At 28.4% G+C, this 20,940-nt stretch carries 21 protein-coding genes; 10 read left to right on the top strand and 11 right to left on the bottom strand.

Features of this window, described 5'->3' with window-relative positions:
• The first annotated feature begins 141 nt into the window (after nucleotides 1–141).
• The 5 genes from PQ963_07805 (at nucleotide 142) to PQ963_07825 (ending at nucleotide 1,929) form a co-directional block, all read left to right on the top strand.
• Complete coding sequence (locus tag PQ963_07805; GenBank protein MEN4029564.1) at nucleotides 142–297, top strand: hypothetical protein; 156 nt, start codon at nucleotides 142–144, stop codon at nucleotides 295–297.
• Complete coding sequence (locus PQ963_07810; GenBank protein MEN4029565.1) at nucleotides 278–463, top strand: hypothetical protein; 186 nt, start codon at nucleotides 278–280, stop codon at nucleotides 461–463. Before PQ963_07805 ends, PQ963_07810 begins: the two co-directional genes overlap by 20 nt.
• Nucleotides 460–723 (top strand): type II toxin-antitoxin system RelE/ParE family toxin, encoded by a 264-nt coding sequence (locus PQ963_07815; protein MEN4029566.1) that lies wholly within the window; start codon nucleotides 460–462, stop codon nucleotides 721–723. The genes PQ963_07810 and PQ963_07815 overlap by 4 nt, the downstream gene beginning before the upstream one ends.
• A gap of 265 nt (nucleotides 724–988) precedes the next feature.
• Complete coding sequence (locus tag PQ963_07820) at nucleotides 989–1,438, top strand: hypothetical protein (GenBank protein ID MEN4029567.1); 450 nt, start codon at nucleotides 989–991, stop codon at nucleotides 1,436–1,438.
• Complete coding sequence (locus tag PQ963_07825) at nucleotides 1,438–1,929, top strand: metal-dependent hydrolase (protein MEN4029568.1); 492 nt, start codon at nucleotides 1,438–1,440, stop codon at nucleotides 1,927–1,929. The genes PQ963_07820 and PQ963_07825 overlap by 1 nt, the downstream gene beginning before the upstream one ends.
• A 25-nt stretch (nucleotides 1,930–1,954) precedes the next feature.
• Here the strand turns inward: PQ963_07825 and pseI are convergent, their stop codons facing one another.
• From pseI to pseB, 5 genes are all read right to left on the bottom strand, one after another.
• A complete protein-coding gene (pseI, locus tag PQ963_07830) occupies nucleotides 1,955–3,004 on the bottom strand; it encodes a pseudaminic acid synthase (protein ID MEN4029569.1) in 1,050 nt (349 codons plus the stop codon).
• A 1-nt stretch (nucleotide 3,005) separates the two neighbouring features.
• Nucleotides 3,006–4,466: a UDP-2,4-diacetamido-2,4,6-trideoxy-beta-L-altropyranose hydrolase gene (gene pseG, locus PQ963_07835; protein MEN4029570.1), complete on the bottom strand. Its 1,461-nt coding sequence runs from the start codon at nucleotides 4,464–4,466 to the stop codon at nucleotides 3,006–3,008.
• A 75-nt stretch (nucleotides 4,467–4,541) separates the two neighbouring features.
• Complete coding sequence (locus PQ963_07840; protein ID MEN4029571.1) at nucleotides 4,542–5,378, bottom strand: glycosyltransferase family protein; 837 nt, start codon at nucleotides 5,376–5,378, stop codon at nucleotides 4,542–4,544.
• Between the two features lie 39 nt (nucleotides 5,379–5,417).
• A complete protein-coding gene (pseC, locus tag PQ963_07845) occupies nucleotides 5,418–6,572 on the bottom strand; it encodes a UDP-4-amino-4,6-dideoxy-N-acetyl-beta-L-altrosamine transaminase (protein ID MEN4029572.1) in 1,155 nt (384 codons plus the stop codon).
• Nucleotides 6,573–7,568, bottom strand: a complete 996-nt coding sequence (gene pseB, locus PQ963_07850; GenBank protein ID MEN4029573.1) for a UDP-N-acetylglucosamine 4,6-dehydratase (inverting) — start codon at nucleotides 7,566–7,568, stop codon at nucleotides 6,573–6,575.
• A gap of 74 nt (nucleotides 7,569–7,642) precedes the next feature.
• Between pseB and PQ963_07855 the strand changes: the two genes are divergently transcribed.
• On the top strand, nucleotides 7,643–9,085 hold the full coding sequence (locus tag PQ963_07855; GenBank protein MEN4029574.1) for a polysaccharide biosynthesis C-terminal domain-containing protein: 1,443 nt from the start codon (nucleotides 7,643–7,645) through the stop codon (nucleotides 9,083–9,085).
• Nucleotides 9,086–9,116: 31 nt separating this feature from the next.
• Here the strand turns inward: PQ963_07855 and PQ963_07860 are convergent, their stop codons facing one another.
• The gene (locus tag PQ963_07860; GenBank protein MEN4029575.1) at nucleotides 9,117–10,943 is read right to left on the bottom strand and encodes a hypothetical protein; all 1,827 of its coding nucleotides are present in this window, start codon (nucleotides 10,941–10,943) and stop codon (nucleotides 9,117–9,119) included.
• On the bottom strand, nucleotides 10,925–11,974 hold the full coding sequence (locus PQ963_07865) for a glycosyltransferase family 2 protein (GenBank protein MEN4029576.1): 1,050 nt from the start codon (nucleotides 11,972–11,974) through the stop codon (nucleotides 10,925–10,927). The genes PQ963_07860 and PQ963_07865 overlap by 19 nt, the downstream gene beginning before the upstream one ends.
• A 213-nt stretch (nucleotides 11,975–12,187) precedes the next feature.
• On the opposite strand from PQ963_07865, the gene PQ963_07870 reads away from it, so the two are divergent.
• The gene (locus PQ963_07870; GenBank protein ID MEN4029577.1) at nucleotides 12,188–13,273 is read left to right on the top strand and encodes a hypothetical protein; all 1,086 of its coding nucleotides are present in this window, start codon (nucleotides 12,188–12,190) and stop codon (nucleotides 13,271–13,273) included.
• 52 nt (nucleotides 13,274–13,325) lie between these two features.
• Here PQ963_07870 and PQ963_07875 read toward each other — a convergent pair whose 3' ends face one another.
• From PQ963_07875 to PQ963_07890, 4 genes are all read right to left on the bottom strand, one after another.
• Nucleotides 13,326–15,602, bottom strand: coding sequence for a DUF2206 domain-containing protein (locus tag PQ963_07875; GenBank protein MEN4029578.1), 2,277 nt, complete (start codon nucleotides 15,600–15,602; stop codon nucleotides 13,326–13,328).
• 140 nt (nucleotides 15,603–15,742) lie between these two features.
• Nucleotides 15,743–16,864 (bottom strand): glycosyltransferase family 4 protein, encoded by a 1,122-nt coding sequence (locus tag PQ963_07880; GenBank protein ID MEN4029579.1) that lies wholly within the window; start codon nucleotides 16,862–16,864, stop codon nucleotides 15,743–15,745.
• 24 nt (nucleotides 16,865–16,888) lie between these two features.
• A complete protein-coding gene (locus PQ963_07885) occupies nucleotides 16,889–18,040 on the bottom strand; it encodes a glycosyltransferase family 4 protein (GenBank protein MEN4029580.1) in 1,152 nt (383 codons plus the stop codon).
• A gap of 138 nt (nucleotides 18,041–18,178) precedes the next feature.
• Nucleotides 18,179–19,339, bottom strand: a complete 1,161-nt coding sequence (locus PQ963_07890; GenBank protein ID MEN4029581.1) for a nucleotidyltransferase family protein — start codon at nucleotides 19,337–19,339, stop codon at nucleotides 18,179–18,181.
• A gap of 295 nt (nucleotides 19,340–19,634) precedes the next feature.
• Between PQ963_07890 and PQ963_07895 the strand changes: the two genes are divergently transcribed.
• From PQ963_07895 to PQ963_07905, 3 genes are all read left to right on the top strand, one after another.
• Complete coding sequence (locus PQ963_07895; protein ID MEN4029582.1) at nucleotides 19,635–19,901, top strand: hypothetical protein; 267 nt, start codon at nucleotides 19,635–19,637, stop codon at nucleotides 19,899–19,901.
• Nucleotides 19,902–19,906: 5 nt separating this feature from the next.
• Nucleotides 19,907–20,302, top strand: coding sequence for a DUF2283 domain-containing protein (locus PQ963_07900; GenBank protein MEN4029583.1), 396 nt, complete (start codon nucleotides 19,907–19,909; stop codon nucleotides 20,300–20,302).
• A 74-nt stretch (nucleotides 20,303–20,376) separates the two neighbouring features.
• Nucleotides 20,377–20,499 carry a hypothetical protein gene (locus PQ963_07905; GenBank protein ID MEN4029584.1) on the top strand — a complete coding sequence of 41 codons (123 nt, stop codon included), beginning with the start codon at nucleotides 20,377–20,379 and terminating at the stop codon, nucleotides 20,497–20,499.
• The last annotated feature ends 441 nt before the right edge of the window (nucleotides 20,500–20,940 follow it).

Genomic DNA, 20,940 nt, shown 5'->3' on the forward strand with positions numbered 1-20,940 from the left:
TTAACGAATATGAAATATTGATGAACATTCCAACACCCGTTAACTTTACAGTCCCCTTAAATCTAAAAATTTTAATAGAATTAAATCAATAGGATATGTATAAAAGTTTTTCTATGAAGTCGTATGAAAGGAGAGAAAAAAATGGATGTGATTGCTGAAGTAAGTAAAATTATAAACATCCCCAAAAATGAGATTATAACCAAGGGAATGCTTGCTTTCATAGAAAAAGAAATTAGACTGGCAGAGTTAGACCTTGCAGATATCAGGGAGAGATATGATGAACTCAGAGATAATTAAGGAATTAAAAGCCATAAGGAAGGATTTAGAATATATAAAAGAACATATGGTTGATATAGATGCGATACTTACATCAGACGAAGAAAAGATATTAAAGGAAGGTATAGAAGAATTTAAAAGTGGGAAGACAGTAAGGTTAGAAGATTTGAAGAGGGACAATGAGTGAGTTTTATAGTTCATTTGAGTCGTAGAGCTAATAAATTTCTCAAAAGTACTGATAAGGAACTGTATAATCGTGTAATAAACAAACTCAAGAAGTTGGTAGAAGATCCATTTCCACAAGATGCCAAAAGAATAACAGGTCAAAAAGAGAAGGTATTCAGGGTGAGAGTAGGGGATTACAGAATACTCTATGTTGTTTTTCTGGATAAAAATGCAATATTGGTGGTAAACATTGGTAAAAGAGCAAATGTTTATAGTCGATAAAGAAATGGCTACATCTCCATATTAAGACTGAGAGATCTAAAAACCCATGGATAAGAATCTATTAAGAGTAATTGTTGATCAAATTCTCCATCATGATGGACACTAATTAGTCCAAGGAATAAATGTTCTTATATCCTGGGAATATTTTTCCTGAAGCTTTCGAAACATTTATAACTGGAAACATAAAGCAGCTAATTCATGAAATAGGCAATGTCATTAAAAAAAACAGCAAGACCTATAAACCAGATAAACAAAAAAAATTCACATGAACCTTAGAATCATCACCGGATTCATACTCATCCTCATTTTAACCATTTTATGCATCAATTACAATGCCAATTATGAATCCCACCTTGAATATCCTTCAACAGGCGCTATTTTAGCTGAATATCCTGAAAGTTCTACAGTATACGTTTCTGGAGAAGTAGTTAGCTTGAATAAGGACGGGTTTGAGCTTCAGGATAATTATAACAGCAAAAAAGTAAGATACAGGATTGAAACATCTAAAAAAGCTGAAATCGGGGATAATGTACAGGTGGTTGGAATACTCGGTCCTTCTTTTACAGTTAAAAGTACTGAAATTATTGTAATGAAGAAATGGAGCTATGAATTTGTGCTAATTCGGTCAGCTCTGGCCCTGGTTTTCCTGATTTTTATCTTCTTCAGCTACTGGAAATTTAACTTTAAAATATTTGAATTTACGGGGCGAAAATAATGCCTGATTGGATAACACACATCTTGGTTGCATGGACAATTTGCACAGTTTTAAGCTTTAAATTTAAACAGTTTAACCCTGCAAATACAGTTATCTGCATGGTGGGAGCGTTAATTCCAGATGTCTGTAAAATAGTGATACCACTTGAATATTTGGGTGTATATGCCGGGAACTTTATTCTGCCGTTTCATATGCCTGTAGGGTCTTTTATAATTGCTACAATATTTTCATTGTTCTTTAAGGAACAGAAAACAGTGTTATTGTTTCTTTTATTAGGAGTTTTAACTCATTACATGCTGGATTTGCTTCTTACGAATTTAAGTGGAAGAATTTATTTGTTGTATCCGTTTTCGTGGGGTAGCTGGCAGCTGGATCTTATACCTGACGATGATTTTAATATTACAGTTTTAGCTGTTTTACTGGCTGTTTTTGTTTATTTATTTCTAAATATTTTGATTTCTCGAAAGATGGATAAATATAAAACATTTTAACGATAATACATCCCCCCAATGTATCTTAGTAATATATTAAATCCCAGTTTAAAGGGGTTCCCCTAATAATATCTTTACCTGCTGTTTTACCAATAATATCTTTTAGATATTTAGGATGAAGTCCAAAACCAGGCCTAATAGATTTAACATTGTTTTCTGTAAATTTATCCCCTTTTTCAACATCTTCAACTACAAATAATGAACGTGAAAACTCCCGGCTACTTTTTGTTTTTTCTGTAAGCTCATAACTTACCTTACCAAGTGCTTTTTCTACTTCCCTAACAGATTTTACCATAACTTTAAATTCTTCAGGCTCTAAGGAAAATTCAGCGTCAGGCCCTCCAAGATTCCGGTCTAAAATAAAATGTTTTTCTATTATTTTAGCCCCAAGCGCAACAGATGCAATAGGCACAGAATTTCCCCGAGTATGATCAGACAAACCAACGACTGTATTGAATGTTTCTTTTAAATTAGGAATAGTATTGAGGTTTATTTCTTCCAATGGAGCAGGATATGATGATGTACACTTTAAAAGAGCAATCTGGTCATTTCCTTCTTTTTTACATGTGTTTACAGCTAATTCAATATCACAAAGCTCTGCTATTCCCGTGGAAATAATAACTGGTTTACCTGTAGAAGCTACATATTCTATTAAGGGTATGTCTGTTATTTCAAAAGATGCGATCTTATATGAGGGCATATCCATATTTTCAAGAAAATCAACTGAAGTTTTATCAAAAGGTGATGAAAATACAATAAGGCCTAATTTTTCCGCTATCTTTTTAAGTTTGGGTTGCCATTCCCAAGGCATGTATGCATCTTTATAGAGGTCATAAAAAGTAGAGCCATCCCATAAAGTATCCTGTTTTATTTTAAAATACTTATCATTACAGTCTATTGTTAACGTGTCTGGAGAATAAGTTTGCATTTTAATAGCATCTGCTCCAGATTCTTTAATAGCCTTAATAGTATCTACAGCTAAATCAAAATTCCCTAAATGATTTGCAGATAGTTCTGCAATTATAAAAACAGGATTATTTTCCCCAATCTTTCTTTTATCTATTTTGAAATCCATATTAATCCCTTATTTTATAGATATATTCCAAACCCTGCTTTTTAATGAAAATGTTTTCTTTATATTTGAAATCCACACTCTCAAATAATCGTATTGATTTTTCATTATTTTTCTTTATATAAGCTTTAATTATTTTAATGAATGGCACGCCCAGTTTTAAATATTCTATTGATTTTTCAAGTATATTCTTTCCCAAACCTAATTCTCTATATTTTTTATTTATACTTACACTGATAGTGGCCTCATTATCCTCAAAATCAAATCTTACCTGCCCTACAAAATCATTTTCAATCTCTACAACTAAAAATAGGTTATTATTATCTTCAATTTTGTTTTTAAACCATTTTTCATGATCTTCAAACTTAATTTTATTGCTGTTAAAAGAATTTTGTCTTACTTCATCCTCATTGGATAATTCATAAACGTTATAGATATCTCGAGGCTCTAAAGTCCTTAAACTTAACTTATCTGCATAATATTTATTTAAACAATATTTAACAATTTTAATAGCTCCTTTACCATCTACAGCCTTTCTGCCTTTTATGGATTTTTTAAGCCTCACGTTTTTATCTTTAAGTAGCTCTATTTTCTCCAAAACATTATTATACAAATTTTTATCATCCCAAAAACCTGCAAATTCAATAAAACCAACTTTTTGCCAATTTTCAACGTTATGAGTTTGATTATAAGCTACTCCTATTGCTATAGTTGGTAAACCAACTCTTGCAAGTTCATAGAGCGTTTGACCACCTGCAGATATAGCTATATCTGATTCAAGCATTACATTTAACATGCCTTTTGCATCAGGATAATATATGAGTTCTGTCTTATCATCCTTCAAATTTTCAATTGATTTTATTCTTTTAAATCCTCTACCTATCACCACTTTTTTTTTAAGGTATGGATATTCATTAATTAATATTTTTAAGATGTCTGAAGTTAAATTTCTTAAATCATCCCCACCAAAAGTTATCATAATACTTTCAAGATTCTTTTTTATTTCTTTTTCTGGAACATTCCAAAATTCACGCCTTAAAGGTATATACTGACTCCCAAGTAAATATTCTACTTCTTCTGCAAAAGGATAATTTAGTTTTCCTGCAAGTATCGAACCATTGATTACAACTCCCTTTGGATAATTAATTCGTTTATTATCATCAATATAAACAGCAAATGCTACTGATTTAGATATTTTTTTATAAAATTCTTCATCAGCCAAATAAGAATCTATAATAACTATATCTGAATTATTTAAGGATTTAAAAAGCTTGAAAGAATCTTCTAACCAGTTGAAAATTTTATGTTCTGTATTTTTAAGAAGAGATTCAATTGTAGAATCTCCGTTTACTATAAACTGTACAGGCAATTTTTTTTCTTTAAAAGCCTGATATAAAGACGTGCATCGAGTTATATGTCCAAAACCAATTTTACTACTACCTTCAGTTATTATTACAATTTCCATTTTATCTTTTTTTTTCTGATTTTTATAATTTATCAAATAATGTTTTAAATGATTAAATAAGTTAATATGATATTTTTAAGAATTACATTCTTCTAAAAACTTTTTTACTCTTTTTAATTCTTGCAACTCTAGAATCTTTATGGCCTCTTTAAACTCATCTTCAAATGTTTCAAAGGATTTCTTTGAAATTATTTTTTTATTTATAAGTTTAAGCCAGGGTTTGTCATTAAATAACTTTATAATATCATTTGATTTGAAAAAATTGTCATTTTTATATAAATAATCAAAAATAGAGCACAGTAATGCATAATCTTCTTCTGTATCCAAAGTTATTCTTATGTAGGGACCATATAAGTCATCTGAAGCCCTGATATTTTCTGTCTTAAACAGATCTGGATTTTTATGGACATATGTTGTGACATGTTCTTTTTCTAAATCACTTTCTGCATTAGTATAACACTTTTTAAGAGCATTAAAACTAATCACTTCAACATCTAAACCAACAGGAAAAGTTCTAATTAGAGTATTAAAAGTATAATCAGAATTTGATTTTAAATGATGTTCTACGAGCATATCGACTATATCTGGATCAACACATGGACAATCACTGGTGATTCTTACCACAATGTCTAAATCATTCTTTTCAGATGCTAAATAATAGCGTTCTAACACATTATCTTTACTACCTCTAAACCATGGCACTTTTTCCTTTTTTGCGATATTAACTATTTTTTCATCATCTTTATCGGTAGTTGTAGCAACTATAATTTCATTAAGCACATTAGACTTTTTCAATCTTCGAATAACCTGTTCTAAGACAGTTATGTTACTGTCATAAGGTAAATTTTTTAAAACTTTTTCAGGAAGCCTTGTAGAAGATGTCCTTGCCTGAATTATTGCTCCAATTTTCATTTATACACCATAACATCCCTAAAAATGATGATAAAGTAATTATAAATCCTTAAAAACTTTAAAAATCTTTTTAATTACATAATCAACATCTTCGTTGCTCATAGTCATATACATGGAGATACTTATTTCTCTATGATAAAAATCCTCAGATACAGGACATAAATCTTTTTTGTAACCTAATTTTTGATAATAAGGTTGTAAATAAACAGGTATATAATGAACCTGGACTCCCAATCCTTCTTCCCTTAATTTTAAAAATATTTCTTTCTTTTTGTCTTTATATTTATCTTCAAGTAAAATAGGATACAAATGATAAGAGGATTCACAACAATCTTTTTCAACAATAGTTTTAAAAAAGGGATTATCCTCAAAAGCTGTTTCATACAATTTTGCTATTTCTCTTCTTCTTCCTACAAATTCATCAAGCTTTTTAAGCTGTGATATCCCTAAAGATGCCTGAATATCAGTAATACGATAGTTAAATCCTAAATAATGCATCTCATAGTACCAATCACCATCTGGCTCATTAAAAAAATTATTTTTAGTTACACCATGGGACCTGAACATTAATAGTTTTTCGTAATAATCTTCGTCATTAGTTAAAACTGCCCCACCTTCCCCAGTTGTTATATGTTTAACTGGATGAAAACTGAAAATACTCATTTCAGAGTATTTTGAATTTCCTATTTTTTCTCCATCATATTTTGCACCTATAGAATGAGCTGCATCTTCTATAATTTTGACATTATTTTCTTCAGCGATTTCATAAAGTTCTTTAAGGTCTACTGGATTTCCACTGTAATGAACTGGAACTATAAGTTTGGTTTTGTCGGTTATTTTTTCTTCAACCTTGGAAACATCCATATTACCTGTTTCTTTTTCTACATCTGTAAAAATTGGTTTTGCATTTAAATATAAAGCAGCATTAGATGTTGCAACAAATGTATTTGGAGATGTAATAAGTTCATCACCATTTTCAAGACCGAATGCAAAATAAGCTCCATGAAGTGCAGAAGTACCTGAATTAAATGCTACAGCATATTTTGAACCACAATATTCTGCTAATTTTTCTTCAAATTCGCCTATTTTAGGCCCTTGAGTAATGAAATCTGATTTTAAAACATTTATAACTTCATTAATGTCATTTTCATCAATATACTGTTTTCCATAGGGTAAAAATTTAATAAAAATCACCTAATAGACTATATCTATTTTTCCGAGTAATTCTCTAATTTCATCAACGGAAAGCCATTCTTTATTGTTATCTGAAGAATATCTGAATCTGTCTTCAACCTTTTTTCCGCCAGGTCTATTATTTGCCGTTTCCCACCAATCCAAATCAGGATAAATGATGTAATAATCGTCATATTCGTAGGTTGTCCTGGAGTCTTCTTCTGTTACCATCACTTCATGAAGCTTTTCTCCCGGTCTGATTCCCACATCTTCAAATTCACAATCTTCTTTCATTGCTTTAGCTAAATCAGTAACTTTAAAAGAAGGGCACTTTTTGACGTATAATTCTCCTCCTTTAGCTTCTTCTATAGCTTTTATCACAAGATCAACTGCATCATCAAGTGTAATCCAGAATCTAGTCATTCTAAAATCAGTGATTGGTATAACGTTTTGATTTTGATCTACTAACGATTTAAAGAATGGAATTACAGAACCTCGGCTTCCAGATACATTACCATACCTTACAACGCTAAAAAGAGTATCTTTATCGCCCACATAGGCATTTCCTGAAATAAATAATTTATCAGAAACAAGTTTTGTTGCACCATACAAATTTACAGGATTTACAGCTTTATCTGTAGATAAAGCAATTACTTTTTTGACCCCTTTGTCAATAGCAGCATTAATAATATTTTCAGCACCGTGTATATTAGTCTTAACAGCTTCAATTGGATTATATTCTGCTGCTGGAACCTGTTTTAAAGCAGCTGCATGTATAACAACATCTACCCCATCAAATGCCCGGTATAATCTTTTTTCGTCCCTCACATCTCCAATGAAGAATCTGAGTTTTTTTGCATACTCTTTAAACTGGCTTTGCATTAAAAACTGTTTATACTCATCTCTAGAATAAATAATTATTTTTTTGGGATTGTATTCATTTAAAACTCTTCGTGTAAATTTTTTACCAAAGGATCCTGTCCCTCCAGTAATTAGGATTGTTTTATCATTAAGCATATTTAAGTACCTCAATCTTTAAATAATTATTAAATTAATTTACCTGTATATATAATATTACTTTTGGTGATGTATTGAGTGAATATAAACTTTTTGTGCAGCGAATAGGTTTAGTTGGGATAACCAATATACTAATAGCATTAAGTTCACTAATCATATTGCCGATTCTAACAAAAAACCTCAGTATACAAGAATATGGAATATGGATTCAAATAAATGTTACCATATTACTGATATCTAATTTAGTTGCATTAGGATTACCCTATGCAATGGTAAGATTCTTGGCTGCAATAAAGATAAAAAGTGAAGTTCAAGAAGGATTCTATTCTATAATGTCAATTACTCTTATTTCAGCGCTGATTCTATCTTTTATACTGTTTATCTTTTCACAGCAAATTGGAAAAATTCTATTTAATGGTGATACTCTAGTTGCAGTGATTTTACCATTAATTGTTATCATCGCCTCGTTAAATAATCTTTTTTTATCTTATTTCAGAACTTTTCAGCAGATGAAAAAATATTCACTTATTTTATTCATACAATCCTATTTAAACGTTGCATTAGTTTCTTATTTTGCTATATCTGGATATGGAGTATTGGGAGTTGTAATTGGGCTCTTAATTGCATATATTACTGTGTTTTTAATAATGTACTTCTTTATTCTTTTAGATATAGGATTCAAAATACCTAAATTCACCCATGCAAAGGAATATTTGTCTTTTAGTTTACCAACAGTTCCTAGTAACTTATCTTACTGGATAGTTGATTCGAGTGATCGTTATATAATCGGCATTTTATTAGGTACAGCTTTTGTTGGGTACTATTCTCCGGGTTATACTTTAGGATATACAATTACTATGTTATTAGTTCCATTTTCTACGCTTTTACCTTCAGTACTGACTAAATATTATGATGAAAATAAAATGGAAAATGTAAAAACTGTATTAACATACTCTCTGAAATACTTTCTAATTATAGCAAGTCCATCTGTAGTAGGTATATCTTTACTTTCTAAACCGATATTAATGATACTAACTACGCCAGATATAGCGATAAACGGTTATTTAGTAACTCCTTTTGTAGCAATAAGTGCTCTTTTATCAGGGATTTATGGTATTTATGTTTTAGTTATTATATTGAAAAAGAAAACAAAATTAATAGGTATCGTATGGATCATTGCAGCCGTTTTAAATATTTTATTTAACATACTTCTTATACCATATTTAGGAATAATTGGAGCTGCATTAGTAACATTAATAGCGTATACAATTACATTTGTAATAATATTCCATTACTCATCTAAATACTTAAAGCTAAATTTTAATTTCGGACTTAAAAAAATTATTTTCTCTTCAATTATAATGGGATTATTCATTGTATATGCTAATCCAAATGGAATTTTGAATATATTCGTTGTAATATGTATATCTTTCTTCATTTACATTTCAATGCTAATAATTTTGGGCGGAATAAAAAAAGAAGAATATAAATTAATAAAAGAAACAATAAGTAGTTGATTTACTTAATAATAAATATTAAAGAATTATATCATTTCTTTTTGAAATAAGAATTTATCTTTATTTTCTCATTAAGTTCATCTATAATTAATTTAGCTACTCTTTTGGATGATTTACCATCCAATAAATATGCATTATCAAAAACAAATTTTTTACGAGCTTCTGCATATTTTTCACGTAACTCATCATTATACAAAGCATTTTCAATGGAAGGAACAATGTCTTCTTGATTATAAACATTTATAGCAGCCCCACTAGAACCATAACCTACCATATCTTCTTTATATTCCAAATCAATAATTACAACAGGCTTATTAAAAATTATTGCTTCTAAACCTGTTGTAGATGTAAAAGTTAAAAAAACATCTGAAATAGCAATAAGATCCCAAAGAGAATTTTTAAACATTTTAATATTAATGCTTTCTTCATGGGCTAAATTTAAAATCATACTACCATATATTTCTTGATAAGCTGGATGAAGTTTAAGAATTATTTGCTCATTTTTAAGTTCTTTTAAGGCTTTAAAAGTATTTCGGATAAGTTTTTCTTCGGCTTCAATAGTATATTTAGATTCTATCCCTGCAAACCTACTAGTAGTGATTAATATTATTTTTTCATCAGGATTCAGTCCTAAATTGTCGCAAATCTTTCTCTTATTATATTTTAATTTAGATATTTTGTCAAAACTTGGATTTCCTGTTATCTTTTGCAGGTTATTTCCCCTTTCTAAATGCCATTTAAGGCTAGCATTTCCCCAAACAGCTTGTATTCTAGATTCAACAGGCATTACACCAAAACCTGCCATGTCCTTTGTGGTTATACCATGTTGTATAACTATTGAAGGAATATTATGAATTTCAAATAGCCTACATATTGTTCTTTTAACTGAAGTTACATCCTCCATAGTTATTAGTGCACTAGGAGATGATTTAAAAATCATTTGCTCAGCGTACTCTATTAATTCAATTAATTGACTGCTCTTTAATTCAAAAACTTGGTTAAATCTATGAGCAAGCAGAAAAGATAAATTTACGCCTTTAAATTCCAAATTAATATCTGAATACTCATTATTTTCCAGTTTTTTAAATAATTCTTTAATCTCTTTAGTTTTTATTTTTGTAAATTCATTTTTAACACTTTCAGGATAAATTTTAGTAGTTATATACCCTTTGTCCTTTAATTGCTTAGCTATACTTTCATAAGAATAAACTCCAAAAAATAAAATCAAGTTATTTTTATTTTGAAGATTAAATAAAAAATTTTGATAAAAATTAACAAATTTAAAGGCATATCTTAAAAACAAATCATTTATTTTAGATTTAAAATTTATCATTGAACTTCTTTTTTTGCCATTTTCGATTTTAACGATGATATTCCTTTCATTAGCTAAAAATTGCAGTGCTAAAGGTAAAGTTTCATAGCAAATGAAATTAGGCTCATTTAATTTAAGATTTTCAGGCAGATAAATCAATTCAGGCAATTCAGAAAGAAGGATTTTTTCTGCCATTTCAATACTTCTAAGTGAATCTACAAATAAAAAATAAAAATCATATTCCAACATTTCACCAATTGAAATTCCTTTATAGCTAAATTCAGTTTCAAATGGTTTGTACCAATTCTTGGCAAATTCTAGTGCTTTAGAATTTAACTGATCATTACAAGAATTATCAAAATACATATCAGGATTATTATACTTAATCTTATGGTTTTTCAGCTTGAACGAAGTTAAAGGACTTAAACTAATAACTATTACATCATTTCCTTTACTTTTCAATTCCTTTACCTTCTGAATCGATTCTTCAATATTATCAGATTCAGCAGAAAGTAGAAAAAGGGTTTTCAATTTTTCCTCCTCCATAATATGCCTTCTTTAAATCCATTCAAAAATGGAAAAATAACTTTAAAATTTCTGTGATAAAATATATAAGTACCACAAAAAACCAATAATCTAAAAATCAGAAAATATATCAAAAATGAAATATTTTGTAGAACGCTACCGTGTTTTTTCATGAAAATAAAATCATTTCGGGTTCTATAAAACACTGCAAGGGGGCTAAAATTTCCACCTGTGGATTTCCCACCCTTATGCCATATTTTTGAATTTGGGACATATAGTGAATCCCATCCTTTTTTATATCCTCGAATTCCCCAATCGTTCTCTTCACGATAGCTAAAGAACTCTTCGTCTAAAACACCTATCTCTTTGATCATTTCAACTTTTGCTAATAAACATGCACCGTGGACATATTCAACCAGTTCTAACTTGTCATATTGCCCATGATCTATTTCAAATATGCCTTTATTTTCAGGGTTGAAAAACCATAAGTTTTGCTTGGAACCAGCATACTGTATAACCTCTTTTTTGCCTTTAAAGTCATAGAAGTAAATTTTAGGGCCTAAAAAACCAACTTTTTTATTTTTTTCCCCTACTTTTATAAGTTCATTCAGGAAATCCTTTTCAACCACTGTATCATTGTTTAAAAGCAAAATATAATTAGGATCCAAAAATTGCATGGCATATTTTATAGCAATATTATTTCCCTTGGTGAAACCATAATTTATATTATTTTTGATTATTATAAGTTTTTCACTTGAGTGTAAATCAGCAAATTTCTTTTCTTTCTCATCAACTATGAAAACATTCTCTTCTTCATACTCTGCTATTTTTATTGGTTTATTATTTGGATCATATTCATAAAATTGGGATTCTACCTTTATTTTACCATTACAGTAATCTTTTATTTTTTTCAGTGAATCATTATTTGATCCATTATCAACAAGAATAGCATTATAGTTTGGATAATTAATTTGATATAATGATTCAAGACATTCAATAGAGTCTTTCCAACCATTCCAGTTAAGGATTATTATTGATACCTTTGGATACATGTTTATAACCGTGTGACTTTTAAAGTTCAAATAGTATTAGAGTTACTATTTAGATTAAAGTCGATATAAACTTTATAAGTTTACCGCAATTACTTTCATCAATTTAAGTTTACATATAATTAAATGACCAATAAAGTTAATACGAGGTAAAAAATGATACTTATTTGCGAACCGCAGTGTGTTGGATTTGAACATTCTTCATTCAATGCAGCTTTGATAACAGTTGTTAAGTATGCATTTGAAGATGAAAAAATAATATTCCTTGCTGAAAAAGATCATGTTTTTAATGTAAAAAAGATACTTGATTCAAATTCCATAAAAGTTGAATATAAGGAAATTAAAGTTCCTCCTCGAAATCAATATGATCCAATAAGATTTCCATCTGAATACATTCTTTTTAAAAATGTTTTTGAGTTGGCAAATGAATTAAATTCCAATAAAATTTTATTCAGCTCAATTAGAAGACCAGGCATTGTTTCTGTGAAAATATTAACCAGAAAATTTAAAAATATAGATTGTATAGTTGTTCTTCACAGTATAATTGAAGCTATATATAATGGACCCTTTGCACTTACAGAGATACCTTTTTGGCTTCGTTTTTGGCTTTCATTTGCTAACATTGAAAGACTACGGTATTTAATTCTTGGACCTTCTATTGAGAAAGAACTACTTAAAGAATTACCTAAACTGAAGAAATACATAGTTTCTATAGATTTACCCCATTTTTATCAGCCAAATGAACTAAAAACGCCGTCAGATAACAATCTGATCAGATTTGGATTTTTTGGAGTTGGAAGTATTCGTAAAGGGGTTGACATTTTTTTTAAATTAGCTGAAGAAATTTCGAGAGAGAAAACCAAATATAAAGCAGATTTTATTTTAATTGGCCATTTGATGGACAAAAATTTCAATATGAATCGAAATCAAGTTATCATTCCTTCACTAAATGAACCGTTAAGTCGTGAAGATTATGATAATTACGCTAAAGATATAGACTACGCTCTTATTTTTCATAGATCTGATGAATATAGGTTAAGTGCTACAGGATCTTTTTTTGATTCAGTTTCATATTTAAAGCCATTAATAGCCCTTAAAAATCCATTTATCGAATATTATTTTAAAAAAATGGGCAATATCGGATATTTGTGTAATAATTATGAGGAAATGAAAAATATTGTGTTGAATATACTTGAAAATAATCCGCAAACACATTATAAAATTCAAAAAGATAACTTATCAAGAGGAAGAAAAGAGCTCAGCCTTAAAAAAATAAGCAATAAATTTGCTTCAATATGGTAAACTGAGGAATAATCATAAACCTATGCATTTACTTACTTTTCATAATATTCGCTCATAAAGGTTTATAATAATATATATCATTTCCACTGCTACTATATATCTTATTTAAGTCATTTAGCGTGTTTTTCCCTTCTTCCCCTATTTTTGTAATTTCTTCTCCCCCATAAGACTGTTTTGAGACTTCAAAACCCATTATTTTACTTATAGAATTTTGATAAAAATATCCCTCACCTGTTTTGTTTTCTATATCATTAACACTTCCTAAACGAATGAGATTTACTTTAGGTGTGAATATACCTTGAATAAACAATCCGGGATTTCCAAAAGTGTAATAGGACCATTTTTTAGGGTCAAAGTGTTCTCTAAACCATTTACCTGCATAAAATTCCCCATTGTTTAATGTCTGGATCTTTAAATAAAGTGTTCCAATATCCTTATTAATTTCAAGTGGATTATTTACGTTTTTTAATGATAATGGGACTGAATTAGGTAATGGATCGTTTATCGCTTCAAAGACGAATCCAGAATTAAAAAGGAAAAATACAGATAAAAATACAGCAAAAATGGGTAAATAAAATTTATTTAAATTGAAGTTAGCTGTTTTAATTTTAAAGAGTTTATTTTGAGCTAAGTCAAATGAACTTATAACAACTTTGGCACCAATAATTAAATAAGGAGCTATTACAAGTGATGCAATCTGAAAAACCCTATCGAAACCTAATTGATACCCAATCAATGGTGTTAATAGATATAAACCTAAAACAATGAAATTAGAAAAAGCAAATAATTCATAAATTAGAATATTATTATCTTGAGTAAATTCAACGCTTTTAAATATTTTTTCAGTGAATCCAGATAATTTTTTAATTTTTTGTTTAAATAACAATTTCTTTAATAAGCTGATACCTCCAATACCTATGAGGATTACAATAGCATAAAAGATGTATCGATAGACCATATGAGCTATATTAGACGATGATGAAGAAAGTATATTGACTGCAACGTTAACTTGTGGTTCAAAAAGCTCTTGGAAAGAATTAGCTATATTATTTATCATTATTACTATACTATCAAATACTGAACCATGGGCTGTGTACATTGTCCATGAAAAAGTTAAAATTAAGAAAAAAATGGCGTAATTTAGCCCAATTTGCTTGGTTTTATTTTTTATAATAATTGAATTTAAAATTATAAAAATAATAACAAAAATCAAAACTAAATTAGCAGTGCTATAATGGGTAAAGATCAAAGAAGCGCTAAATATGACAAAAATTAGGTTATTGGATATGTTTTTTTTCCTTTCATCAAATATCATAATAAGTACTAAAATATAAAATAATTCTGCTAATTGTTGCCTTCCTACACCTACTAACATGCTATAAAACTGCCACATTGCAATTAAGAAGAATACTGCTAAAAAAATTTCTTTTTTTGTTAATTTATCTTTAAAATTAGTGGTATATACATAATATAACCCTAACGGAACTAAAGACAGGAAGAATGGAGAGATTAATTTAAGATACCATATTGGATCTATATTACACATTTTTGCATAAATAGGAGGTATTATAACTATACTTAGAGCTGCATTTATCATATGTCGATCGTTGAAACTCCAAATACCACTACTTGAGACATAGTTTGCAAAATATGCTTCTGCAAATATATCTGTTCCAACTACATACTGGGAGAAAAGAGAGACGTGATATAAAAGAGTGATGGATAGTGTAAATATTATTAAAGGGTAATACTTACTTGGAATGTTTTTTGAAACTATTAAAATAGGAATTAAAGAGATTACTAATATTAAACCCATTAATAAAACATTGTTGTTCCATAAATTTACAAAATAAACCCCTATTATTCCCACTAATGGAATCAAAATAACTAAAATTAAAGGGGGAGATAAAAGTTCATAGAAATTTAATTTTTCATCAGAAATATAACTGCGATCTCTTATATAAGCCACTGCTAACAGTACAATTATGGAAATAATTATCGCAACGAATATAGATATAAATGAAAATGGTTTAAATCCAAAATAGGGGTATAACATATTGATTATTAACCCTAAGATCATTAAGAATGATAAACTCAAACCAACTGAAAAAAGCACGGATTTAATGTTTCCAATATTATGTTGCCTTAAAATTCTCAGGATTATGAAACCTGGAACAAATGTGATGATTAAAAATCCAAATAATTCACCAATGATTGGGATATGAATGCCAATATTTTCTAAATAAGACAAACTTATAAATGATATTAATAAAGTCAAAATGACTATTACAAATCTTCGCATTGGCCAATCATTTACTTGAAAACTCATATCAAATCCTCTGTACAAATAAGTTAATGCTAATGAAATTCTGTCAATCTGTTAAAGTATACATTAAACTACATACTATAATCTAATCAAATTCTCGATTGAATTTTCTAAAAGATCTAAGAATGTTTATATTCTATATTTTATGCATTGCTATTAAATTTATCTTTAATTAATTCATAGACATTTAAGAGTCTATTTTCCATTATAGTCCAATTATATCTATTTTCATAAGCGTTTCTACCATTTTCTCCTAATTCTCTTCTTAACAATGGATCTTTTTGAAGTCTGATTAAAGCATTTTTCAGTTCTTCTACATCCCCATAATTTACAATAATTCCACAGTTCTCTTCTTTAACAATTTTAGCCATTGATGTTCCTTGGGTTACAATTATTGGTTTTTTGCACATCATAGCTTCAAATAATTTATTAGGGCTTGAATATTCATGATTAGGTATGCTCGGATCGTATAATGCAAAAAGTATATCACTTTCTAGCGTCATCCTTATTACTTCATCGTAATTAATTTTGCCAAGAAATACACAATTTTCAGTGTTTTTAATTTTTTCTACTAAGTTGTTTTCATCAGCCCCATAACCTGCAATTATTAACTTAATATTTTCAATATCTTTAATTGCTTCAATCATTTTATTTAGGCCACGACCATCATAAATTACACCTGCATAAAATACTATAATTTCTTTCTTCTTTTCTTTGTGAGATATACTAGTTTCGAATGGAGTATTATTTATAATTATTACTCTTTTTAATTTATTCTTGTATTGTTTTCTTCTATAATCATCCGCTAGAATGACATAATCCGCAAATCGTGTGAAAAATATTTCAGTCTCTGCAATAATTTTTCTAATAATTGCCGGTGTTTTATTTGGTAAAGAATCCGCATAAAAATCAAAAGAATCATAAATTAAAGATTTATTCTTTATTTTTGACACAATTACTGCAGGAATTAATGTATCAAAATCACAGGCATGTATAACATTACAATCACTTTTAAATAAGTATATTAATTCATAAATTGACCATACAATTAACTTTAAAATCAATTCCGATTTTCCAAAAGAAGATTTTAAACGAAATCTTCTAATTTTATAGGATCCTTTATTTTCACCTTCCAAAGATTTGCAGTGCCGATCCCATGCTAGAACTTCAATATTATATCCATTTTTACTTAAAGTAATGGCTTCTTTTTCTACCCTTGGATCTGGATCTACAGGATTAGATCTAATAAATAAAACTTTAAACATGTTTTGCCTTGTTGATTATAAAATTCATTTTTTTACTGGTTTATAAGCTTTATCTTGAATGATTTCAATAACATCTAAAAATTTAGTAGCTATTTTATCCCATGAATATTTTTCTATATATTTCTTACCAACTGAATGATCTATATGATTAAAATCAGATTCAATAATCTTAACTATACTTTCTAATAGCATTTCATTATTTTTATCAATTAAGTAACCCATTTCATTACTAAAAATTTCTTTAGTGCCCCCAACATTGGTGGCTACTATTGGAACACCGACACTTATGGCTTCTAATATAGATGTAGGTAATCCTTCAGAATATGAAGGATTTACAAATACATCCGTAATACTAAGAATATCTGGGATATCATTTCTATTACCTAAAAACATTATATTTTTATCGTCATTAGCAATTATTTCTAGTTCCTTTCTATAATTACCATCTCCAACAATAATTAATTTCGTATTAGAATGATCCTTCTTCAATTCTTTAAATACCTTTATTAAATCTTGTACTCCTTTGGAGTAAATTAACCGTCCAATAAAAGTTATTATTCTATAATTTTGGGGTATTCCTAGTTCTTCTTTAAGATTAGTTTCTTTTTTGACAAAAAGATTAATATCAATTCCATTATTTATTAAATACGTATTTTTTGCACCCATTATCTTTAAAAATTCGCATGACGCTTTTGAAATACCTATATTGACATTTGCAGACTTTATTATTAATTTTCCTAATGTAAAATCATATATTTTAGAAATTAAACTTACAAATGTATTTAAAAAAATAACATTTCCTGATCCATGCTCTGTATGAATTAATATTGTATTTTTTAATTTAGCAATCATTAATCCCAAGAAGGAAGATAAAAAAAACCTAGTATGTGTATTAACAAACAAATAATCATTTTTTAATATATTATTAATGATCTTTAGATTATTTAAAGTGATTTTTGGTACTGGATATACTCCCCCAAACAAACCCCATGATTCCATCCTATATATTTGAAACCCGTTATAGCTTTCAAAGGATTCATTTTGATGACAATCAAAAACCAGAACATCTGTATCGAATTCATGGTTTATTCTTGAATACAATTCATAAATATAATTTTCATAACCCCCAATATGGGGATAAAAATATGCAATGGAAAGTAAAATTCTTTTATTCATTATATCACATTTAAGAATAGTAATCTATTACTATAACTTTAATAGAAATATTTTTCGGTAAAATTAATTTTTGGTTTAGTATAATATCCTAACGATATCAATCTATTGAATTAGTTGTAATCAAGTTTTTTAGTTTATTTAGCCTTTTTTATATTTTTTAATTAAATTAAAGGGTCTAAATACATAATAAATAGGATATAACTTATTAGGTAATTCTAATCCCTTGATTTCATCAATTGAAGGAACAGTAACATCTTTTATTGAATCAATAATTCCATTCTTTAAATTTTCTCTAATTTTAAGGTGGAAATAAGCCCAATCCCAAAGATTAGGAGACTTTAATTCTTCAGAAAAAAGGTTTTTCTGCACTTTAATTGATATTTTCTTTGATAACATGTCTGAATATATCTCATTTGAAATTATTTTAGGAAATTTAACTTCAAACATTTCATTCACTAAAATAAGATTAATATTTAATATCCTTTTAATATTTAGTTCATTAGTTTTTTCTGTTATTTCTTTCCAATCCAAATCATATCTTTTGATCAGTTCAGCAATGTCACAAAGCCACGCTAAGCGGGACCAGTGGTGTCCAGCAGCATGAATAGATAATATTAAAAACATATTTTCAGGGGAGAAAACTGAAATTTCATGACCATTTAAGTACATAAAATCAAGTTCATCGCTTAATAAAGATTCAGGGAGCGATGGAAAGGAAAAAAAATTACTAAAAAATTTCCACTGAAAATCTATAGAAAAATTATGATTTTCATTTACTAAAATGAAACCCTTTTGTGATCTAAAATAAATTTCTTCTAACTTTTTATTAATATGGAAATATGGATAATATCCTTCAGAGAAAAGGAAATTTCTAATTTTAAGAGCTTCAGATTTTTTTATAAAAACATCAAGATCATTAAATTCTCGTAATGCAATGTTACCATATATAGAATTAGCTAGATTCGGCCCTTTATAAGGTATTACAGTTATGCTCTTAGATTTTAGTAAAGATAAAACCTTTATCAACTCTCCAGTTAATAAGAGATTTCTTTGAAGATTTTTATTGAAATAATCTTTTAATTTATTTAATATCTGTTTTGGGACTTTTTCCCGACAAATTGAATTAAGATTATAATACAAAAGCGGCATCAACCTATGCCTCATCGCTAACTTCAACAAATAATCCCAGTCCAAATCACCCTGAACTAAATACAAAATTTTATCTCTAATTCCAGCTTCAACATTCGTCCGGGCACAGCAAAGAAGAAGCTCATCCTCCACGCGCAATTTATCTTTCATAACCAGTTGAATCTCCCCACTTGTGACTATCAAAAAATTCAATCTATTTATTAAGCTATTTGAAGTATATTTAAAAGTTATCATTGAAACAAGCATCAATTGTGTAATAACTAAATGGATAATAACAGATCAGTAAAAATATCATAAATTTATTTTTTAATCATGTTTAGTCCCAATCTCCTTTATTACTCTTTTTGATTTTAATTGAAAAGCTTATATATTCAAAAACTAATCACATTGAGGAGGAGTTTATATTAAGTATTCTGTTTCTATTCGTGAATTCAAGCAAGATTACTTGAAAAATATAGCCAGAGAGAAGATAATAATTACTTCACATGTCCGCATAAGAGTAAGAAGCAGATTATTTACCAATGAAGAACTTAAAGATTTAATAGTAGATAGAAACCCCATTAAAGTTGAAAAAAGTGAAGATAGAGAGTTTGAACTTAAATATATTAATCCTATAAAGGGAAATGATGATATAATTGTAATAGTAGTAGTCCATGACCCCCACCGAAAAATCTATAAGAGTAGTAACAACATTATACTGAATAAATGGTGAATGATATGAATAATAAACCGGTTATTAAAAATGAATTTGATATAAATCATGATTATGATGTCCAGAATGATTCATTATTCCTTTATGTAACCGATGATTATACATATAAACACTCTTTACGTTTAGATAAAGATATAATATTAAATTTTGATGAAAATAATGTGCCTGTAGCTTTAGAAATACTTCATGCTTCTCACATTCTTGATGCTAACAAATTTGATTTAACAAAACCTATGGGCCTTAATATGGAAATAGTAATAGGTAAAGATTTTATTCGTATTAAAGCTGATTTTACAATAATCATTAGAAATAAACCTACCCCATTAGACCTTGATATTGCAGGTAAAAATAGCATTAACTTACCTTCTCAAAAAGCACATTTTGCTAAAGCAGCTGTTTAAAATTCCATTTGTATATGCTGCAAATTCTGTTTATACCTATTTCAGCCAGGTTCAGGAAGATTATGGTGGCCGCAATGAATTTGATTAAACAAAAAAGCAAGGAAAAGCTCTTGAAAAAGGCTCAAAAATTAAGGAAACAGATGAAAAAAAATGTAGAATCTGCAAAACTCATAAGGGAAGATAGAAATGCCAGATAAATGTGTTCTTGACTCAAGCATCATAGCCGCAATTTTCTTTAGATAAAAAAAAACCCCCATTAAATATGACTTTTGAATAAATTAAGCCTTATTAGCATTATATAAAACAAAAAAGAGCATATGTCATTTAAAGCCCAATTACATCCCATGTTCCTTAGTTAATTCTTTAGTATTGTCCTATTTTTTAATTAATCAAAAAGTTATATAATAATTATCAAATATATCTGCATTTCGAAGGGTTGACAAACGAGGGGCTATAATCAATATGGTGATGTTTCCATGGAGTCTCTCCAGTGAATTAAGGATATTCTTGAGTCCATAGATCAAAGCATGATGAAAAAGGGTAATAATTATCTTCTTTTTTTCTTTAATCAGCTTCATAAAAATAAATTTTTTTAGCATAAACTTATCTAATCTATTTTTTTCAATTTAGGATTTTAT

Source organism: Methanobacterium sp., assembly GCA_039666455.1.
GTDB lineage: Archaea > Methanobacteriota > Methanobacteria > Methanobacteriales > Methanobacteriaceae > Methanobacterium_D.